We start from the raw sequence: 21,722 nt of genomic DNA on the forward strand, positions 1-21,722 counted from the left end.
GCTGTTCCAGTTGTAAAAGTTTCATTGCTCAATCATAGAGTTCAAGTGATCATACTTGCCCCGCGTCCGCTCAATCACGAAGGCCAAGCGCTCATAGCTGCCCCGCGTCCGCTCAATCACGAGGGCCAAGCGATCATAGCCGCCCCGCGTCCGCTCAATCACGAGGGCCAAGCGATCATAGCCGCCCCGCGTCCGCTCAATCACGAAGGCCAAGCGATCATAGCTGCCCCGCTACCGCTCAATCACGGGCCCCAAACGCTCATACCCATCCGCCACACCCGCCCCCAATTCGACATGTAATCTGCCAATCTATGTTTTTTCATACAAACGGTACATGTAAACTAAAGGAATATTTGGTAGACTGGAGATTGATACAGAGTAGAAAAGGTGGGGTTGTCTTATCGAAAAGAATACTATGCTGTCCCGGACGAAGCGGAAAGTTGTGATCACCGCAATGTCGGCAGCTATGCTAATCACGCTGCCGTTTTCAGCAGCTGCAAGTACAAAAGTTGTTACGAGTTACCCGGTTTCTTCAGGCGTCACGTACACACATAATACATATTCAGCAAGCAGTCACATCAATCACATAGGCATCAATCTTGGTGATCCATACACGAAGCTGAAAATGGGGCTTCCTTCGCCCATTGCAAAAACAGCGCCTACATTAACGCTTGCGAACCGTGATTCGAGGGAAGGTCACCGGGTAGTCGGTGCCGTAAATGCGTCATTCTTCGATATGAAATCCGGCATGCCGATGTATTTGCTGTCACAAGGCAATGAAATTGTAAATGGCGGTGTCATCTCCAGTGCGTCCTCCTATTATGTCAGTCATCCGATTGCATTCGGCCTGACGAGCAACGGACTTGCAGAAATTGATTATTTTAATTTAGGAATTGTAGTCGGTGTGAACGGCAATGTCTTTCAAATGACAGGCATTAACCGCGAACGACAGGCGGATGAAACGATAATCTTCACTCCGCAGTACAATAAAAACACTACAGGGTCCAATGAATATGGCATCGAATTGGTAGTGGAAACGAATGCTTCGATCACATCGACGCATTATGGACAGCAGCTCCAGGGGAAAGTCGTCAACGTACGCGGCTACGGCGATAAGAAAGCCGTGACGATTCCGCCGAACGGTTTTGTTGTATCTATCCATGGCAAAAAAGGATTGGAACGCTTTAAGTCCGTGACTGTGGGAGATCCGCTTTCGTTGAAACTGTCGATCGATGATAAATGGAAGGACTCTGAATTCATGATGGCGAGCGGCCCGATGCTTGTCAAAGACGGAAAGCGCCATATTACGATGGATACGAATAACTGGCGGGCGACAGCGAAAACAGCAAGAACGGCTATTGCCATCAGTAAAGACAAAAAGCAAGTGCAATTAGTAACGGTGGATTCAAGCGCGGGATACAGTAACGGAATGTCGCTCACTCAATTTGCAGATTATCTTGTATCGCAAGGGTATGACCGTGCATTGAACTTTGACGGCGGCGGTTCAACTACAATGGGAATCCGGAAATACGGCAGCAATCAGGTGGTGCTGGCGAATCGCACATCCAATTCCACACAGCGGAATGTTTCGGCAATTGTCGAAGCCGTGAGTACGGCACCGACAGGAGAACCGGGAATCATCAGCGTGTCAAGGTCTCAAATAGGTGAAATGCTTGTTGGCGCGACGGCTGACTTGAAGATCAATCACGTTCTGGACGCATTTTATAATCCAATCACTCCGAATCCGTCACAGCTGAAAACGACTTCCGCAAAAGGAACAGTCGAGGGAACCGGACTGACATATAAAGCGGTGCAGGCAGGGGAAGACCGTATATCTGTGAACTATGGCAAGGCGGAACAATCATTCCCGGTGACGGTAGTTGATCAGCCGGCAAGACTGGATGTGAAAGCTTCCGCAGCGAGTGTAAAGCCGGGAGAGAAAATCACATTTACTGCGACGCCGTCAGATGCTTCAGGCAAGCCGATCATTTATCAGCCGCAGCAATTGACATGGAGTGTCACAGGTGACGAAATCGGCACTATTACTTCTTCTGGAACTTTTACAGCAACGAAAGAAGGAAAAGGACAAGTGCTGGCAACGCTCGGGAAAAAGACGATTGCCCTACCGGTTGAAGTGAAGTCTGCAGAGGCGCCGCCAGTGACGAATCCGGTACCGCCTGTCGTTGACAATCCAAGCAAAGAACTTTTTACAGATGTGCCGCTATCCTACGCTTACGCAACGGAAATTTATTTCTTGCGTGACCGGGGCATCATTACTGGAGATACCGACGGGACATTCAATCCGGGCAATACGTTATCGAGACAGCATGCCGCGGTAATTTTAAGCCGTGCATTCAACTTGCCGCCTGTGGAAGAAGCGCGCAGAGAGTTCAGTGACGTGCCAAAAACGCACCGCTATTATAATGAAATCAGCGCAATTGCTAATGCCAATATCGTAGGCGGTTATTCTGACGGGACATTTAATCCGACGGGGCAGTTAACGCGCTCACAGATGGCAATGATCTTAGTCAAAGCGTATAATTTGGAAGGAGAATCTGAGGAGAAATTTAAAGACGTCTCTCCGCAGCACGGAGCATACAAGCAGATTCATATATTAGCGAATCACGGCATCACGACAGGAAATGAAAAAGGTGAATTTATGCCGGGCATTCCGGTGAACCGGGCACAATTCAGCGCATTTTTATACAGAAGTATGGCACGATAAGCAAAGGAGCCTTCCGATCAATGGCACGTCCGTTGATTGGGAGGCTTCTATTACGTTTGAATACAATAAAAAAGATCATTCTGCTATACTTGTAGCAAATGATCTATAAAGGATGTATGAAATTGAAAATAGGAATTGTAGGGAACTACGGAAACGATAATAATGGTGATGAAGCGATTCTGCTGAGTATCATTTCACAAGTTACATCTACCTTCAACGTGCCAAGTGATGCAATTACGGTATTCAGCAATAACCCGAAGCAAACCGCAAAACGGTATCAGGTAATGAGCGCCCCGTTATATTATAAAAAGGGCAATGCGGTGAAAACCTTTGGTGCAACCTATCTTCAAAATAAAAAAATTGTTAAAACGTTTGATCTGCTTATTATTGGCGGCGGCGGAATTCTGATGGATCTTTATAAGCGCGAAGCTCCGTTATACGGATCGTATGCGATGATGGCCAAAAATTCAGGGGTTCCTTATGTGGTATACGGCTGCGGCGCAGGACCGCTCAGCAGCGAATTAGGCAAATGGTTTATCCGCTATATGAGCAAGCATGCAGAGAGTATTTCCGTCAGAGATCCGGAATCTGCAGCGCTTCTGAAATCTATAGGTGTGAAAAAATCAGTTGAAGTAATGGCGGATCCGGCGTTTTCATTGAAACGCGAACGTCAATCTTCAGCGGACCGTCCGCTGAAAATCGGTGTGACGGCCGTACCTTATTATCATGGGGGATACTGGCCGGAGAGTAAGGAAGAGATTTATCAGCAGTATATAGAAGGAATGGCAAAAAATTTAGATGTACTGGCAGCAGCACAGCCTGTGGAGATCACATTTTTTGCTACTAAGTTCCCGCAGGATGCCGATGTGACGAAAGATATTCAGGCTTTAATGAAGGAATCAAAACAAACCACTGTTATTGACCGCAATCTATTGCCGGAAGATTTGCTGGAAGTTACCGCTTCACAGGATATTCTGATCGGCACAAGACTGCATTCACTCATACTCGCAACATGCACGTCAACACCCGTGATCGCAGTTTGTTATCATCATAAAGTGACGGACTTTATGAAGCTTGCGGACTTATCCCATGTAGCCATCCCGATTGATGAGATGCATACATCAGACAGCTACCTGGCAGACGCCTACGATTCGTTGGCATCTGACTGGAATGATACATGCGAAAAAACCGCAAAACTTTCCGATACATTATACGAAGCAGCCATGAAGGGGACGCGTCAATTCACAGAAGCCATAAAAAAAAGCATATAAAATACATTATATGCCCTGACTGAAGAGGATTTCCAAAACTATGGAAGTCATCTTCAGTCTTTTTTTAATTATGGGAGGCAGAAGCTGTGTTCAAGTGCTATAACAGTAAATACAGAAATAGTTAAAATCCAAGCATAGACCGTACTTCAGTGACATACGTCTGGCTGACAGGCAATTCCGTGCCATTGACCAGCTTAATGACAAGGTTCGATGAAAAGTCCCGGGAGATTTTCTCGATGCTGTTCATGTTGATGATGTACGAACGATGGATACGCAGGAAACATCTTGGCAGACGAAGCTGCAGATCCTTTAACGTAAAGCTCGTGTTGTAGCTCTCACCCGCCGTGTAAAACCAAGTTTTCTTGTGAAGACTTTCTATATAACTGACCTGATCAAGAGGAATGGGAAACCATTCATCTTCTTTCTTGCCTGTAAGAAACTGTAGCTGATCGCGTTTCAATACGTGGAAATTTGGCGGCAAGATAATGATCAATGCTCCCGGTTCTTCCTGAACTTCAATAGGATAGCCAATTCCAAAGTAAGGCATGCCGTATAGGGAATTATCCATGACGACTTCCACTTTGCGCTGTTCTCTGATGGTAGCTTCCGCAATGCTGCCTGTTTGGATATTCTGGCCTTCCTTCAAATGAATATCATGCATCCCCGGCTCGTAGTAGATATAGCGTTCTGCCACAGCAATGGCGATAGAAGCATCTTTTGGAACCCAGTCTTCTAAAATGGTGGCATATTGATGTAATACTTTTTTTGGGACGTCGTTATTTTCCATTTTATTCATATAATCCCCTTTTTATATAATTACACTCTAATGTAAGGCCTTTCATCCATTCTACCATTCTTTCATCCTCTAAAAAAGCCCTTTTGTCGAAATGGACTGACAATTCTAACACCCTGTTATATAGTAATACATAACGAAGATAGCTGTTATGAAACAGACTGTAACAGCTAGCCGTTGAAAAATTGGGAAGGTGTGAAGAAAATGTCAACAAGACAAGAACAAATTGCACAACTGGAGAAAAGCTGGGCCGAGGATAGTCGTTGGAAAGGAATCAAACGTAACTATACTGCTGAAGATGTAGTAAAGCTGCGCGGTTCACTTCTAATTCAAAATACACTGGCTGAAAAGGGTGCTGCTCGCCTTTGGAAATCACTTCACGAAGAAGATTTCATCAATGCACTTGGTGCGTTAACAGGTAACCAAGCGGTACAGCAAGTTAAAGCTGGTCTACAAGCAATCTACCTAAGCGGATGGCAAGTTGCTGCTGATGCAAACCTTGCAGGACAAATGTATCCTGACCAAAGTTTATATCCGGCAAACTCTGTACCTGCAGTTGTCAAGCGCATCAACCAAGCACTTCAACGTGCAGACCAGATCGACCATGCAGAAGGCCGTGAAGACGGATTCGATTGGTTCGCTCCAATCGTTGCAGATATGGAAGCTGGTTTCGGTGGTCCATTGAACGTGTTTGAACTGATGAAAGGCATGATCGAAGCAGGAGCTGCAGGTGTTCACTTGGAAGACCAATTAGCTTCTGAAAAGAAATGCGGACACTTGGGCGGTAAAGTATTGCTTCCAACACAAAACGCAGTTCGCAACCTGTCTGCTGCACGTTTAGCTGCTGACGTTCTGGGCGTAGACACAGTAATCATCGCTCGTACAGATGCAGATGCTGCTGATATGGTAACTAGCGACATCGATCCAGCTGACGCAGAATTCTTAACTGGAGAGCGTACGCCGGAAGGATTCTACAAATCTAAGCCAGGCATCAAACAAGCAATCGCACGCGGACTTGCTTATGCAGAGTATGCTGACCTAGTATGGTGTGAAACTTCTCACCCATCACTTGAAGAAGCTCAAGAATTCGCTGATGCAATTCACGCGAAATACCCTGAAAAAATGCTTGCATATAACTGTTCACCTTCATTCAACTGGAAAGCAAACTTGGATGAAGCAACAATCGAGAAGTACCAAGTTGAACTTGGCAAGATGGGCTACAAGTTCCAGTTCGTAACACTTGCTGGTTTCCACACATTAAACCACAGCATGTTCGAGTTGGCTCACGGCTACAAGACTCGCGGTATGGGTGCATATTCCGAGCTTCAGCAAGCTGAATTCGATAACGAATCAAAAGGTTACACAGCTACTCGTCACCAGCGTGAAGTTGGAACAGGATACTTTGACGAAGTTGCACAAGTGATCTCTGAAGGTCAATCTTCAACAACTGCTATGTCTGGTTCAACTGAAACAGCACAGTTCTAATAATACGTACGCTGTACTAAACAGGGTTTTTGGGAGAAATTCCTGTACGCTTCAACAAAAGGGTATTCATATGATAACGGGGTCACAACATCTGCCAGCAGATGGAGTGAAAAGTGGGAGGGAATTGGGCGCGAGTCCAATTTCCTCCTTTTCTTATATTTGAAAAATTTTGATAGTTTCGATATGATAGAAGGCATGGACTTCATTAAAAGGAGGAGTTAGATAATGAGAAATAAAGAAATGCTGTTAATTCCCGGGCCTACTCCGGTAGCAGATTCCATTTACGATGCAATGGCAAGCGAGACATGGTCACATACCGATCCGCGCTTCGTTACAATCTATAAACGGACGATTGATCAGACAAGAGAAATTTTCAATACAGACGGCGAAGTGTTCGTAGTCGCAGGTTCTGGAACAATTGCAATGGAGATGGCGATTGTGAATACGATTGCAGAAGGCGAGAAGCTGCTCGTTGTGAGCCAAGGGTACTTTGGCGACCGTTTCATCAAGCTCGGGCAGGCATTCGGCATTCAAGTGGATGTATTGCAGTCGGAATGGGGACAGCAAGTAACGCCTGATGAAATTGACCGTAAGCTGGCGGGCGGCAATTACAAGGCGGTCACTGTCACACATGCAGATACATCTACAGGTGTGGCGGTTGATCTGGAAGCTGTCGTCCCTGTTATCAAGAAACATGGCGCGCTCGTGATCGTAGACGGCGTCTGTGCTTCTACTGCAATGGACGAAGATATGAGCAGAGAATACGGCGGTGAAGGAAATACGCTCGACATCGTCCTGACAGGATCACAAAAAGCGATTGGTGTGCCTCCGGGTCTGGCGTTGATTGCATTCAATCAAAAGGCATTGGATGCACGCGCGGCGATGGAGCGTGTGCAAGCATATTATTGCGATATTTATAATTGGCTGCCTGTCATGCACGATCCTTCCAAATACTTTGCCACACCGGCAGTGAACTTAGTGTATGCGCTGGAAGAAGGGCTGCGAATTGTATTGGAAGAAGGGATGGATGCCCGTATCGCAAGACATAAAGCATTCGGCCGCGCAGTCCGTCAAAGCCTGGCAGTCTACGGCATGAATGCGATCGCTTCAGAAGAAGTCGCGGCACCGACATTGAGCTGCATCCTGTATCCTGAAGGGGTAGATGACGCGGAGTTCCGCGCAGCGATGGCAGCTAAAGGAACGGTATTGTCGGGCTCACTCGCTCACCTGGCCGGAAAAGCATTCCGTATCGGGCATATGGGCAACACCACTGCCGACATGCTGGAGAAAGCGGTCATGCAAATTGGAGAAACACTGATTGAAATGGGTCACCAAGCGGATATTTCCAAAGCGCAGCAAGTATTCACAAATGAAATAAATCAATTGACTGTATAATAAAAAGGCCGGCGAGAGAATGAATTTTCTCTTACCGGCCTATTTTAGCAACTTATTTTGCTTTCTCCACTTGTTTTATATTGAGGATAAAGTTGGAAATTAGTTTTGCTGTTTGCTGACGGGTAGTGGAAGCAGAAGGCATATAATGGCCTTGGTCCCCGTTTGCAATATTCAATTCCGCCATCATCGCAATGGCATCTTTTGCTTCTTTATTGTAGTTGCCCAGATCACCGAATGGGGTAGAAGAAGCAGCTGTGTATGGCTTGTCTGTGTAATTTTCATACGCACGTTTTATCATTTGTGCAAATTGCGCACGGGTCACCGGCTGGTTCGGCTGGAACTGATCACCGTGCCCTTTAACAATTCCCTGTGCATACGCTGCCGCAATTTCATTTTGTGTAGCAGCCGCATAGTCTTTCAAGTCTTTGAAAGGGGAAGCAGTCACATGGTCAGTCGGCAATTCCAGCGCTCTGACGATAAATGAAGTGGCCTGTGCTCTAGTCAGTTTGTTCCCCGGTTTGAATGCGTCCGTCTCTGTGCTGAGCAGATCGCGGTAATATAAATCGGAAATGTACGGGTAAGACCAGTTATCCGTTGTCACATCAGCAAACGGAACTTTTGCCAGTATGCGTCCTTCAATGCCTTTTGACACGGTCTTCAATGACTTCAGATGATCCGCAAAGTTTTCCCAGTCTGAGAACCCCGGTTCACTGACGCGTCCCGCTTCATAAGCCTTGCCCAACGCTTCAAAGCCGTCGCCGCCGCGTGCAGTAAAGACATTTGTAGCTGCTTTGTACATTTTGCTGTCCGTTACTTCTATGCCGTCCACTTCTAATGAAACAATACGGCTGCCAACCGGTTTAGAAGGATCAAAAAGCAATTTCATACCCGCGGCATGTAAGAAACCGCCTGATTCTTTCGGATACTCTTTTACTGCGTGCTCAAAAGTAGATTTCAACTCTGCGCCGCTGATTTCTACGATGGCCAGCGGGTTGCCAAAAGGCAGCACCGTCAGAACTTCTCCGTACGTAATTTCTCCTTTATCGATGGAAGAACGGATTCCGCCGCCGTTTTGGAATGCGATGGACACATCAGAATCAATTTCTTTCGCTTTCTGCAGCATACCGTCCGTAATCAAGTTCCCCAGATTCGTTTCGCTAGCACGCACACCGCCCAGATTCCGCAGTCCATTCAGGAATACTTCAGAAGTTGCTCCGACCGGGCTCGCCATTCGTTCCTCCACTTGCTTCGTGTAAGGAGCCAGAATTTCAGCCGCGCCGGCATCACGCTCAGCTCCTTCGCCGCCAATCTCGTGAAGCTTTCCGCTGTAACTCGTAATTACTCCGTTTGAATCAAACTCCACGTCCAGTTGGCCAAGGAATTTATTGTATTCATTCGCTTGTACAATGACAACAGGATCCGTATCCGCATGGATCACTGCAGGCTCAGTGAGTTTAGAATGTGTATGACCGCCGACAATAATATCAATTTCCGGCACGGCTTTCGCTAATTCCTGATCATTGTCGATTGCTTTATTATCGTCAAATCCAATATGCGTAATCGCGATAATCTTATTAATTCCTTGAGCTTCAAATGCAGAGACCGCTTCTTTCGCTTCTGCAATATAATTCGTAAACGTCACTTTTTCAGGGCTGGAGATCGACACAACTTCTTCCGTCGTCAAACCGAAGATTCCGATCTTCTCGCCGTTTACTTCTTTGATAATGCCATTATAAATCTGCCCATTTTCAGGTGAGTCAGTAATGATATCATTCTGCAGTCCGTCAAATAATGGATCTTTCGAGAAATCTACATTGGAAGATACGATAGGGAACTGGGCCGCTTTGACCATTTTGGCAAGGGACCCATGGCCATTTTCTGAGCGCCCGAGATCGAACTCGTGATTGCCGAACGTCATAGCGTCATAGCCGAGATAGTTCATAATTTTCATGTCCACTTCGCCTTCAAATTCATTGAAGTACAAGGTGCCGGAGAATACGTCCCCTGCATCGAGCAAGAGATTCGCAGGGTGTTCTTTTTTCAGTTTCTTAACGACTGCGGCGCGTTCGGGTGCATTGCCTACGTGTCCGTGTGTATCGTTCGAGTGCAGGACGGTCAGAGAGAACTTGTCCGTCTGATCTGCAGCGGCAATTGTCGGCGTGATAGATGCGGCAGACAGCAGCAGCGCAGACGCGGCGGTCCATTTGATCAGCTTCGTAGTCATAGACGTTTCCACCTTTCAATTTTGATAATACTGAAATATAAGATTACTATACATAGTTTACCATTAAGCCGGTTAGGGGGCAATGAAGGGTGGAAGGAAATGGAGAATCCATTGAACCCACTGTGGCGCTGGCGGATGGCTTCCGCGATGAGCCAGACAGAAGATCGCCTGTCAGTCTCATCACTTCGCCTACCGCTTGTAAGGCGCCTCCGTTCAGTGAGTGGAAGTCACTTAGGCTTCTGGTTTTGGAAAAGTGTCGGGCAAGTGCTGTGCGGACGGGCTTTGTTCTTGTGTATCATAACTGGATTACACCAGTTGCCGTCATTATAAGGGGACAAGGGGAACGGCATAGAAGCCACTGCGGCGCTTGCGGATGGCTACGCAATGAGCCAGACAGGAAGATCGCCTGTCAGTCTCACCGCTACGCCTACCGCTTGTAAGGCGCCTCCGTTCAGTTAGGGGGGAAGCAGAATCTGACACGTCTTTTGCCAAAGCACACGCAAGTCGTCAACCAGTCACTGCACTTCTTCTCTATTAAACAGCAACCTGGATTGCCCCCACTCAGCAGCGCAGGCACAACTGCGGGGTCGGCCGAAGTCATGAGACAACTGGCGCGCACTATCGCCAGCTGGCTCATGGCGAAAGGCAATCCCCCACGTGCCTGTGCGGGTCCAAAGAGCAGACACTCGCCAACTCCAATCCCCGACAACCGATCGAGCAACGATCCCCCAAAACCAGAGCCAGAACGGAATTGAACTCACTGAGGCGTTGCCAGCTGGCTCATGGCGAAAGGCAATCCCCCACGTGCCGGCGCGGGTCCAAAGAGTAGACACTCGCCAACTCCAATCCCCGACAACCGATCGAGCAACGACCCAACCCCCCACACAAAAACCCCCTTCCAGAAAACATCCGGAAGGGGGGAGCTGCTTATTGCTTGCTGTAGTACTGATACAAACCTGTATAAATTGCATCCGCATAAATATTCATGTACGTCTCACTCGTAAGCTTCGCATAATCCTGTGAATTCGTCAGGAAGCCCAGCTCTACAAGTACAGCGGCCACGTTATTATTACGGATAACATAAAAACGATTGTTCTTCACTCCGCGGTCAGACATATTCGCCTTCTGGACGATATTACGCTGAATGAAAGAAGCCAAATCGCGGCTTTCGTTGGCATTTACGTTAGAAGACGAATCATAGAACGTCTCTGCTCCTTTAGCAGCAAAGCCCGCCGCATTCACGTGAATTGAAACGAATGCTTCTGCGTAGTTCTTCTTTGCAAAGTCTGTTCGTGCTTCTAACGAATAATACTTATCTGTAGAACGCGTCATCAGCACTTTCGCGCCTGCATTCTTTAACTTTGCTTCTAATTTCTTAGACACATTCAACGTGATGGATTTTTCAGATTGGCCGTTCTTTCCGGTGCCCGGGTCATGTCCGCCGTGGCCTGCGTCGACAACGATTACGCGGTCTTTCAATGGATTGCCTGTTTGATTCAATAACTTCAAATACGTTTTATGAACATAGCCCGTTGTGCTGCCGGTGCGAATTTTTGCCCAGTAGCCTGAAATGGAAAGTACTTCTACTTTCTGGCCTGCGTTCAGTTTGCCGATAGTAGCTGCACTTGAATTGCCTGCTGACCGGACGTTTAAGCCATTTACAGTTACTTTCCCCATTGTTTTTGCAGCAGGAGCCGGTTTTGGCGGTACTGTTACGGCAGGCGGTGCAGGTGTCGGGTTACTTGTTGCCACGTCATTTAAGTTAGGAGTTGTGAAGTACTCATGGATATATCCATCGACACCGTTGATGCGCACTTTTAGCCAGACACCTTCGCTTCCGGTGACTTCTACCAATCTGCCATTTTGCAGCACATCAATAATCGCGGAAGTATCCGACGGCGCACTGCGCACATTCAATGGATCTTTGTCATCACCTGTTTTTACACGCACGTATTTTACGCTGGACTGCTGATCAGGTGTTTTTACTGTCAATGCAAACTGCTTATCCATGGCACGTGCAACGAATAAAGCGAATTGGGAGCGCGTCAGTTTATTATTCGGCAGGAATTTTTTATTGTCGCCTTGTGTAATGCCAGCATAATAAAGGCCGTTGATGCGATCCGCATATTTATGATTGGCGACATCCGTCAGTCCTAATGGTTTTTGACTTGTGACTTTTTCAGACAGGTTAAATGCGACGGACATGGCATAAGCCATCTCGTCACGCTTAATTTCTTCGTTTGGTTTAAACTTACTACCGTCAGTTACCGGGAAGAAACCTTTTTGCAGTGCAATATTAGCAAACTTGTATTGTTCGCCATTTGGATTTAAGCCGTTGATGTTCATATTTTTCAAAGGAACATTTTCATTTCCTGTAGCGATAACCAGCATCTTCGCTACGTGTGATCGGCGAAGGTTATCACCCGGGTTGAACTTGACGGACTGGTTCACAATGCCTTTTTCGGCTATGTAATGGACTTCCTTGAAATATTCACGATCGGCTGGGACGTCGGAAAACTTAAAGCTTGCCAGGGACTGAAGAGGTGAGAAAGCAAGAATCGTTAGCAGCAACAGACCGACTGTTGCCCATTTGAATTGTTTCATGAGTTCCTCCTTGGAAAATATTATTTATTACTAGACTCATAGGTTCATTTTACCAGTAATAAAAAATGATTACTAGATGTTTTTGTCATACTGTGTAAAATAGTAATCGGTAATGGATGATTCTTCATTCCTACTTCTGTTAGCTGGGCAAGAAAGCGTATAGAATGGCGGATATAGAAAAAGCCGAATGTCCTTGTAGAACATTCGGCTGTATGATCAATTATTGATACGATCAATAAACTTATTCAATTGTCCAACTGATACTTTATCTGCTATACCGAATGTACCATCTAGGTAACCGGTAGTAATTTTGTGGTGGAATAGGATGTTGATGTACTCAGTTGCCCAGTGACCCTTGGGAACATCAGAGAAATTCGCAATGGCTGATCCTCTTAATTCAAATGCTCCAACTAACACTTTTGCTAATTGAGCGCGAGTTAATTCTTTATCCGGGTTAAAGTTGCCGCCGTCCCCAGTAAAGATATTGGCTTCAGCTACTGCGGAAATCGCGTGATAATGCGGATTTGATTCGTCAACGTCTTTAAACGCAATATTCACAGTCGTCATATCAAGCTCCAGCTTTTCTGCCAATACTTGTGCAACTTCTCCGCGGGTTGCATAGACAATTTCTTTAACAGGAGCTGAAGCTGCAACCTGTTTCTCTTCTTTCGGAGCAGTTTCAGAGAAGTCTGCTACGCGGCGAGCGCCGATATAACGGCTTTTCCAATAGTATGGATCATCCAGTGAGGAAACCATAACGCCTTTACTTACAGAAGCGTGAATGAAATTATTAGATCCGGAATAGATCCCTACATGTGATACACCGCGGCCTGAAGTATTGAAGAATACTAAATCTCCAACCTCTAGATTGCTTTTGGAAACAGGGGTTCCTGTAGCCATTTGCTGGCCTGTAGTTCGCGGTATCGATAAACCTTCTTTTTTGAATACGTATTGTGTATATCCCGAGCAGTCAAATGCAGTAGGGGTTGTCCCGCCAAGTCGATAGGGGGTGCCCAAGTAATCACGTGCTGTGCTCATTAATGAAGTTGGTGAGTTTGCAGATGCAAATTCTGGTGCAAGTGAAAAGAATAATAGACTTGCCATAACCAGAGACAGTAGACGTTTCATGCTGTTCTCAAATTCCCCTTTCGCACAATCATCTGTTGTGCTTTATAATCTAGGAATATACTAGCACGGATAAACATGAGATTTGTTACAGTTACATTACAAGAGAATTACACAGAGAAGTCACATTGAAATTTTAGTAGAAACTCCTAGATAGGTTTTTCAATATACAGAACATACGGTAAAGTCAGACAACAGTTATTGCGACTTTATATCCGTGATGTATGTGGTATAATCATTCAACGTATAAAAGAGCCATCCTGTAAATCAGGAAAGCGACAAAGGATGAGTTATAAGTGAGTAAAGTAGTAGTCTTCAGTAATATGTATCCTTCCGCAGAGCATCCTACCTACGGAATCTTTGTGAAAAATCAAGTGGAACAATTAAAAAGTGCCGGAACAGACGTAAAAGTCATTGCGATTCATGAACCGGGGAAAAGTCCAATAGATAAAATAACAAAATATCTGTCATGGGGCATCAGCTCTCTGCTGTATGTACTGCGGAATAAAAAGAAAATCGGCATAACGCATGCGCATTATGCATTTCCTACAGGTTTATTGTCGCTGATGGCGAAGAAGTTATTTAATATTCCGTACGTTGTCACGGTACATGGCGGAGATCTTGATAAAATGGCGAAGAAAAGTGCTCGCATTGCTAATTACACCAAACAAATTTTGCAGGAAGCGGCATCTGTCATCACAGTAGGGGAGAAGCTTCATGATCATGTAATCCATGACTACGGCATTGCGCCGCAAAAAGTAGAAATAATGAGTATGGGCGTGGACACGAATATATTTAAAACGATGGCGCAGGAGGAAGTGCGTTTATTGCTGGATGTGCCTTTGAATGAACGGGTGCTGATCTTTGTGGGCAATGTGATTGAAGCAAAAGGCGTCATGGAATTGCTGGATGCATTTGAACAGCTGCGCAAAACACATGATGATCTGCTTCTCTATATAATAGGCTCGCAAAAGGATGAACGTTTTACAGCGGCAGTAAAAGAAAAGGCTGCCGGTAATAAAGATATCCGTTTTAAAGAGCCTGTCAGCCAGACGGAATTATCCAAATGGATGTCTGCAGCTGATATTCTCGTTCTGCCTTCCTATCATGAAGGATTTGGCCTCGTTGCGCTCGAGGCACTGGTGTCCGGTGCGAAAGTCGTAGCATCGAATGTCGGCGGACTGCCGTACTTACTGAAAGATGGTGCAGGAACGCTTGTTGAGCCGCGTGACGCCCATTCTCTTGCAGCCGGACTGGAACAGGCCCTTGCGAATGAAGTAACAAGAGAGCAGCATGAAACTGCACAGCAGATCATTCAGCAACATTCTTCAGAAGTAATCGTCAAGAGATTGAACGATATCTATGAAAAGAATGGAAAGGGATTCACTTCATGAGTAAATTATTCAAAATTATCGGGGCGGTTGCCGTCATCAATATCGTGGCAAGACTGTTCGGCTTCGGCCGTGAAGTCGTTATCGGGATTCAATATGGGACATCCACAGTAGCAGATGCGATTGCGACGGCCTATACAATTCCAAACTTCATTTATTTAGTGCTGGGCGGGGCGCTGACGACCGCATTCATATCAGTCTATCATTCGTCGAGCATGGACAAGCCGCTATTTGTCCGAAAGGCGTTCACGACTGTTGTCATTTCAGCAACCATCATAACTATGCTGATTATCATATTTATGAATCCGATCCTTCACTTGTTTTTCAAGGAATTAACAGAAGAAGATTATACACTTGTCCGGAACCTCTTCCTTTGGATGATGCCTTCCTCCATTGTGCTGGTGATGTCAACCTGGATGAGCGGATTGCTGAACATCAATGACCGCTTTCAGCTCTCAAGTCTGGCGATTTTGCTGTATAATGCCGCGTTTGTTCTAGTCGGTGTGCTGCTGACGAAGTGGCTCGGTCCCGAATCATACGGTGTCGGCGCCATGGCCAGTGCGCTCATGATGGCTTTGTTCCTCTATTGGGGCATCAAGCGCGCGAATCTGTCGTCACTGAAGCCTTCATTCGGTATGCCGCCCGATATTAAAAGAATGTGGTGGCTGGCACTTCCGATTTTATTCGGCGGTGCATCGCTGCAGTTCTACTATATTATCCACCGGTTTGCGGCAGGCGGTTTAGGAGAAGGTGCAATTTCTTCTATTAATTATGCGTCGAAACTGACGGGCTTTCCGCAGGCAATTCTGATGACTGCCGTAACAACGGTCATCTATCCCATGCTTGCAAAGAAAGAGGGGGAAGGGGATACAAAGACGATCAAAGCGCTTTATAAAAAAGGGATGCTGTACATGGTGGCGCTACTTTTGCCTGCGACTGCATTCTGTTATTTTTTAGCAGAGCCATTGATCCGCATTGTATTCGGTTATGGGAACTTCGGTGAAAAGTCGATTATGCTGACGGTGCCGGTGTTCAAAATATTTGCCCTGTCGATGTTCTTTTTGGCGGCGAATACATACATTACACGCTTCTATTATGCAAAAGGGAATTCGATCACGCCGATTATCTTCAGTCTTATTAGCGTATTCGGTATTAATATTGGCATCATTTATGCATTGGTCGATCAAATCGGTGCACAGGCCATTGCTTACGGTACTGTCATCAGTGCCGCGGTGAACTTTCTGCTGCTTGCAGGATATGCACGGCTTAAATGGAAATTATAAAGTACATGAAAAAGCTTCCTCCCGCATGGGGAGGAAGCTTTTGCGTGTGCTGGTGTAAGCCAGAAGCAAATGACGGACGGGGCAGTGCTTTTCTGCAATGGATGAAGAACTTACAGCATAAAGAAGTTATCTTTGCCGATTTTTTCGTACAGCCCGCTTCGTTTAAACAGATTTACTTTTTCTGGCGGCACTTTCTTGAAAATCAGCCGCTTATTTCGCTGCCGCGCTTCGTCAAGAAGTGCGGACAGGGCAGCTTCACCGGTAGCGTCAATAGCTGTTACATTTTTCATGTCTAAAATAATCGTCTTCTGGTCAAGCTTCAAAAGTTCGGGATAACGGTCCTCGAAATACTTCGCCGTACCGAAAAACAGCGGTCCGGATAACTTGAACTTAATCAGATCTTCTTCATCGTCTTCAGACAGTTTGTATTTCTCCACATCACTCAGCTTACTCTGCTTAATATCGAGTGAGCCGCTCATCTTCCGTAAGAAGGAAAGTGCAGCAAGCAGAATTCCGACTTCTACCGCGATCGTCAAATTCACGAAAATTGTCAGAAGGAATGTGGTCAGCAGGACAATGGAGTCACCTGAGCGCAATGAAGCAATTTGAACAAATGCTTTTCGTGAACTCATATTCCATGCGACATACATAAGAATTGGCGCCATTGCTGCTAATGGAATGTAAGAGGCATAGGGTGCGAATAGTAATAAGAATGCAAGAACAAACAGACTTTGAATGACGCCCGAAATCGGACTGACTGCACCTGAGCCAATGTTTGTAGCGGTACGTGCAATCGCCCCGGTAGCTGGTATTCCGCCGAAAAGCGGTGTAACTATATTGGCGATACCTTGACCGAATAATTCTTTTTTGGAATCATGTTTCGGCAAGTTGCTCTTCATTCCATCTGCTACGACAGCAGACAGCAAGGACTCAATTGCTCCAAGCGCTGCAATGATCAAAGCAGGCTGCCACAGATTAACCAGTTTAGAAAGTGTAATCTGCGGGAAATGAAAAGCAGGAAGATGCTGTGGAATCCCGCCGTATGCAGTGCCGATCGTCTCGATTTTCCCGGGGAAAAACAGAATAGAACAAATCGTCGGTATCAACAGTGCTACGAGCAGTACCGGTATCTTCTTGGAAATCTTCGGTAAAATAAAAATAACGGCCAGACCGATTACGGCAGTCAATATACTGAACGTATTGACCGTGTGGAACTGGCGTGCAATTTCCGTCATGCTTTCATGGAAAAATTCCTTCTTCTCCACGCCGGTCAGTCCAAAGAAGTTTTGAAACTGTCCGGTGAAAATAATGACGGCAATCCCTGCGGTAAAACCAATCGTCACCGAGCGGGGGACGAAATGAATCAGGCTGCTGACGCCGAGGAAACTCATGACGACAAGGATAATCCCGGCCAGGAAGCCGGCAATCAGTAAATCTTCATAGCCGTACTGCAGGACGATTGCCAGCAAAATAGGAATGAACGCCCCTGTCGGACCCGCTATTTGAAAGCGTGAACCGCCAAGCAGTGCAACTAACAGACCTGCGATAATCGTCGTGTACAGACCATATTCGGGTTTGACGCCCGATGCAATTGCAAAAGCCATCCCAAGCGGAATGGCTACAATTCCAACAGTAATCCCTGCAATCAAATCCTGCCGGAATCCCGCTGCATTATAGTTAAGATAGCGTTGATCTTTGAACATATTTGTTCACTTCTTCCGCTTATAGTGTGTAGTTTACAGTTCTAATTATATCTTATGCTGTTTATTTATACAAGGTGTGCATAAAAGCAGTAGCGTAGAAGGAATAAGAAATCATAGGGGATTTCATGCAAACAGCAAAATTGATTCGGAAGTATTTTAGTGTTAAACTATATTAAAATAACAAAGGCAGAAAAGCCAATACAAAGGAGAGATTTATGATGGGCAGATTACAAGATAAAGTAGCATTCATTACAGGCGGAGCATCAGGTATGGGTGAAATGATGGTGAAACAATTTGTTGCAGAAGGCGCAAAAGTCATCGCAGCAGATATTAATGAAGCAGCCCTTGAAGAAAAATGGGGCGGGCAAGACAATATATTCACGGTTACATTGAACGTAACCGCAGATGAAGAATGGGAAGCGGCTATGAAAAAAGCAGTCGACCACTTCGGAAAATTAGACATTCTCGTCAACAACGCCGGTATTTCGACTGAAAAAACAGTGGATCAGATTACAATTGAAGATTGGCGCAAATTATCCGACATCAACAGTTTCGGTACATTCCTAGGCATGAAACATGCATCTAAATATATGAAGAAAGCGAAAAAAGGCGCAATTGTTAATATATCCTCCTATACGGCACTTATCGGTATGGGCTTGAACCCGTACTCCGCGTCTAAAGGAGCGGTGCGTGCAATCTCCAAAGCGGCGGCAGCTGAATACGGTAAAGACGGCATTCGTGTAAATACGGTATTCCCGGGTGTTATTGAAACCCCAATGACGAAAAACCTGGAAGAATCAAAAGATATCCTCGGCATGCTGATCAAAATGACTCCGCTGCAGCGCCTGGGACAACCTGAAGATGTAGGGAATGCGGTATTGTTCTTGGCATCTGATGAATCATCTTATATCACAGGTGCAGAAATTGTCATCGACGGCGGATACTCTGCAAGATAATAATAGTAAAAGAAATAAACGGGTTGTCCCACAAGTCACCATGACTTGCGGAACAACCCGTTTTTTACGGTGTTATTTTATGTCCGTGAAGCGCTTAAAGCCCATGAAACGCGTATTCCAGTATGAAGAATCCAATGATGCAATCTCAATTTCTTTCACACCTGCGTGAATGAACTTATTGTCTCCAAGGTAAATCCCGATATGTGAAATGCCGGGACGATATGTATTTTGGAAAAACAACAAATCTCCCACTGAAGGATCTTTGACGAAAACTGAACGGTTAAAGAATCCGATCGTATCCAGTCTAGGGACTTTCACACCTGCCTGGTTGAACGTATAGTAAATAAATCCGCTGCAATCAAATCCCGAAGGAGTTACGCCGGCCCATACATAAGGGATTCCTTGAAGGGGCATTGCGATATCCACCAATCTAGTGCTCAACGCATTGGATGGTGCACTTGTAACCAGCGTTTTCGGCTGTGTGACAGGTTTACTTGATGACAATGTGCCGGTAAATGAATTAGTAGAAGATACAGCTTTCGACGAGTTCACTTTATTTTCTACAATCAGCTTCTGTTTCACCTTAATGTTATTTGAAGTAAGAGAGTTCAGACGCTTTAATTCAGTTACGGTAATCTTGTATTGAGTAGAAATCTTATAAAGAGTTTCTCCCGGCTGCACGATATGCGTTTTTGACGCAGCGGCAACACTGCCTACAGATATGCTTGTTGCCAGCATAAGAGAGGCAATCGCGGTTAGAGCAATTTTCTTCATGTTTAAATTATCTCCTTTTAGTATACTAGATTTACTTCTTGTGCTTTAGTACATAGTCTGGATTTAATTCTATAAACCTATCATACAATACTAGAATGGATAGTAAACGTACCTTTAGACTTATCTTTCAAAAAATGTTTAATAGACTATTAGATCCATTGTTTTTGAGTTGAGGGTTTGTTGAGCGTGAATTTCGGTTTTTTTAGTAAAATTGAATCTATATTCAGATTTATCAATAAATTCTAGAAGTCATTAATTGAAAGCGATTACTATGTGGAACGCTGTAAAAAAAAGCCCGTGAAAAATTCCGATTTCGGATTTTCAGGGCTTTTTTATTGGTTAAGAACGTCCGATAGGCCAGTCGAATGGTATAGATCCAGGAGGTGAGTGCTTGATAATATCGATCATCGGAATAGTATACGCAAATAATATCAAAGCGATAGTGATACCGATCCATAAGTACCAGTTCTCCAAAATCTTTGGTGTTTTCTCTGCGTCGGGCTCTTCTTCAGCGATCGGGTATTCTTCATAACCGCGTGGTGCGAAGAATGCCAATTGAATAAAGATGTAGAACATCAGCAGAATACCGATGAATAGAATGGTTCCGCCGACTGCCTGCGACAACTGATAACTGATCCATGTGGAAACTTGATCTCCGCCTGCATATTCAGAGAAAGCTGAACGACGCGGTCCGCCGATCAAACCTTGAATGTGCATGGAAGTAGACATGATCGTCATACCGATCGCCCAGATGAATGTCTGAATGATTCCTAATTTATTTAATCTCGGAGTCAAACGGCGTCCTGTCAAGTGAGGAATCAGCCAATACGCAATACCGAAAAACGTCAAAATGACAGTGGTTGCGACCGTTAAATGGAAATGCCCGGTAATCCAGATTGTGTTATGGACAAGAGAGTTTACCTGGTGGGAAGCGTTAATAATACCGCCTGCTCCGCCTGGAATAAACGCTGCCATACCTACGAACGGTGCTAAGAAACGAACATCTTTCCAAGGCAGTTTCTTAAACCAGCCGAAGAGAGATGTATATCCTTTTTTTCTTCCTGTAATTTCAAAAGTAGCAAACAGAGAGAATGCAGTCATCAATGAAGGGATGACGACCATGAATGTCAAAACTACTTGGATGAATTTCCAAGTCGGGTCAATACCCGGTTCGGTCAATTGGTGGTGGAATCCGACCGGAATCGAGAACATCAGCAATAGAATGAATGCAAGTCTTGCCAATGAGTCACTGAATAGCTTTCCGCCGATAATTTTTGGGATAATTGCGTACCAAGCCATATAAGCAGGCAATAACCAGAAATATACGAGCGGGTGACCGAAGTACCAGAATAGTGTGCGTGTCAGTAACACGTTGACTGTCGCGACATAACCGAGTGACCAAGGTAAGATTAATACAACAACTGAGTACGCTACACCAAGTGATGCAACAACCCACATGATCATGTTAATGACGACCATGAACGCAAGTAATGGAGATTTTTCACCTTTATGTGCTTTCTTCCATACATATAATTGACGGAAGTTTACGAATGCAGCAATCCAGCTGCCGATAATAACCATTGCCAATCCAATATAGAATACCGGATGTGCGCGAAGCGGTGTGTAGAATGTATACAATACGGATGCTTCACCTGTTAAGATCATCCACGCAGATAATACAGTTCCGACTAGCATTACCCAAAATGAAATCCAGCCCCATTTTAGTTGTTTGCCGGAAATACCGACTGTTTTTCCCATAAGAGAGAACTGGAAGCCTACGATGAAGAATGTAGTCAATACAAGACCCAGTACTACGCCGTGTGTTGTTAAAATCGTGTAATAGTCAATATTAAATGGCAATGTATATTTTCCTGAACGGACCAAAGTCTGGAGCAGTCCCATTAAACCGCCGACTAAGAGCGAGATGAACGTGACATGCATAAAGGCCATATAGAGTCTGGATTCTTTTTTCGAGAAGTTGAATAGTTCCATA

The 21,722-nt window shown here is 45.3% G+C and carries 16 protein-coding genes; 8 read left to right on the forward strand and 8 right to left on the reverse strand.

Annotated elements, in window-relative coordinates:
• Positions 1–21: 21 nt before the first annotated feature.
• Positions 22–213 (reverse strand): hypothetical protein, encoded by a 192-nt coding sequence (locus SporoP33_RS12630; RefSeq protein ID WP_081244044.1) that lies wholly within the window; start codon positions 211–213, stop codon positions 22–24.
• A gap of 229 nt (positions 214–442) precedes the next feature.
• On the opposite strand from SporoP33_RS12630, the gene SporoP33_RS12635 reads away from it, so the two are divergent.
• Positions 443–2,725 (forward strand): S-layer homology domain-containing protein, encoded by a 2,283-nt coding sequence (locus SporoP33_RS12635; RefSeq protein ID WP_196796792.1) that lies wholly within the window; start codon positions 443–445, stop codon positions 2,723–2,725.
• A 116-nt stretch (positions 2,726–2,841) separates the two neighbouring features.
• Positions 2,842–3,996 carry a polysaccharide pyruvyl transferase family protein gene (locus SporoP33_RS12640; protein WP_231293248.1) on the forward strand — a complete coding sequence of 385 codons (1,155 nt, stop codon included), beginning with the start codon at positions 2,842–2,844 and terminating at the stop codon, positions 3,994–3,996.
• A gap of 121 nt (positions 3,997–4,117) precedes the next feature.
• Here SporoP33_RS12640 and SporoP33_RS12645 read toward each other — a convergent pair whose 3' ends face one another.
• Positions 4,118–4,792, reverse strand: a complete 675-nt coding sequence (locus SporoP33_RS12645; protein WP_231293249.1) for a LytR/AlgR family response regulator transcription factor — start codon at positions 4,790–4,792, stop codon at positions 4,118–4,120.
• Between the two features lie 201 nt (positions 4,793–4,993).
• Here SporoP33_RS12645 and aceA point away from each other — a divergent pair, with 201 nt between their 5' ends.
• Both aceA and SporoP33_RS12655 read left to right on the forward strand, forming a co-directional pair.
• Positions 4,994–6,274, forward strand: a complete 1,281-nt coding sequence (gene aceA / locus SporoP33_RS12650; RefSeq protein WP_081244047.1) for an isocitrate lyase — start codon at positions 4,994–4,996, stop codon at positions 6,272–6,274.
• Positions 6,275–6,499: 225 nt separating this feature from the next.
• Complete coding sequence (locus tag SporoP33_RS12655) at positions 6,500–7,669, forward strand: pyridoxal-phosphate-dependent aminotransferase family protein (RefSeq protein ID WP_081244048.1); 1,170 nt, start codon at positions 6,500–6,502, stop codon at positions 7,667–7,669.
• 52 nt (positions 7,670–7,721) lie between these two features.
• On the opposite strand, the gene SporoP33_RS12660 is transcribed toward SporoP33_RS12655, so the two are convergent.
• Positions 7,722–9,893 (reverse strand): 5'-nucleotidase C-terminal domain-containing protein, encoded by a 2,172-nt coding sequence (locus SporoP33_RS12660; protein WP_081244049.1) that lies wholly within the window; start codon positions 9,891–9,893, stop codon positions 7,722–7,724.
• 89 nt (positions 9,894–9,982) lie between these two features.
• Here SporoP33_RS12660 and SporoP33_RS12665 point away from each other — a divergent pair, with 89 nt between their 5' ends.
• Positions 9,983–10,333, forward strand: coding sequence for a hypothetical protein (locus tag SporoP33_RS12665; RefSeq protein WP_081244050.1), 351 nt, complete (start codon positions 9,983–9,985; stop codon positions 10,331–10,333).
• A gap of 487 nt (positions 10,334–10,820) precedes the next feature.
• Here SporoP33_RS12665 and SporoP33_RS12675 read toward each other — a convergent pair whose 3' ends face one another.
• Both SporoP33_RS12675 and SporoP33_RS12680 read right to left on the reverse strand, forming a co-directional pair.
• Positions 10,821–12,497 carry an N-acetylmuramoyl-L-alanine amidase gene (locus tag SporoP33_RS12675; protein ID WP_081244052.1) on the reverse strand — a complete coding sequence of 559 codons (1,677 nt, stop codon included), beginning with the start codon at positions 12,495–12,497 and terminating at the stop codon, positions 10,821–10,823.
• 216 nt (positions 12,498–12,713) lie between these two features.
• Positions 12,714–13,625, reverse strand: coding sequence for a C40 family peptidase (locus SporoP33_RS12680; protein WP_081244053.1), 912 nt, complete (start codon positions 13,623–13,625; stop codon positions 12,714–12,716).
• Between the two features lie 293 nt (positions 13,626–13,918).
• Here SporoP33_RS12680 and SporoP33_RS12685 point away from each other — a divergent pair, with 293 nt between their 5' ends.
• Positions 13,919–15,016 (forward strand): glycosyltransferase, encoded by a 1,098-nt coding sequence (locus SporoP33_RS12685; RefSeq protein WP_081244054.1) that lies wholly within the window; start codon positions 13,919–13,921, stop codon positions 15,014–15,016.
• Positions 15,013–16,296, forward strand: coding sequence for a murein biosynthesis integral membrane protein MurJ (murJ, locus tag SporoP33_RS12690; RefSeq protein WP_081244055.1), 1,284 nt, complete (start codon positions 15,013–15,015; stop codon positions 16,294–16,296). Before SporoP33_RS12685 ends, murJ begins: the two co-directional genes overlap by 4 nt.
• Before the next feature lie 110 nt (positions 16,297–16,406).
• Here the strand turns inward: murJ and SporoP33_RS12695 are convergent, their stop codons facing one another.
• Entirely contained in the window at positions 16,407–17,999 is a 1,593-nt protein-coding gene (locus SporoP33_RS12695; protein WP_081244056.1) for a SulP family inorganic anion transporter, read from the reverse strand.
• Between the two features lie 218 nt (positions 18,000–18,217).
• On the opposite strand from SporoP33_RS12695, the gene SporoP33_RS12700 reads away from it, so the two are divergent.
• Positions 18,218–18,955: an SDR family NAD(P)-dependent oxidoreductase gene (locus SporoP33_RS12700; RefSeq protein ID WP_081244057.1), complete on the forward strand. Its 738-nt coding sequence runs from the start codon at positions 18,218–18,220 to the stop codon at positions 18,953–18,955.
• 72 nt (positions 18,956–19,027) lie between these two features.
• Here the strand turns inward: SporoP33_RS12700 and SporoP33_RS12705 are convergent, their stop codons facing one another.
• Together SporoP33_RS12705 and SporoP33_RS12710 are read right to left on the reverse strand one after the other, a co-directional pair.
• Entirely contained in the window at positions 19,028–19,729 is a 702-nt protein-coding gene (locus SporoP33_RS12705; RefSeq protein WP_081244058.1) for a C40 family peptidase, read from the reverse strand.
• Between the two features lie 339 nt (positions 19,730–20,068).
• Positions 20,069–21,721 carry a b(o/a)3-type cytochrome-c oxidase subunit 1 gene (locus tag SporoP33_RS12710; RefSeq protein ID WP_081244059.1) on the reverse strand — a complete coding sequence of 551 codons (1,653 nt, stop codon included), beginning with the start codon at positions 21,719–21,721 and terminating at the stop codon, positions 20,069–20,071.
• Position 21,722 lies beyond the last annotated feature (1 nt).

The sequence above is a fragment of the Sporosarcina sp. P33 genome (genome assembly GCF_002077155.1).
Classification (GTDB): Bacteria; Bacillota; Bacilli; order Bacillales_A; family Planococcaceae; genus Sporosarcina.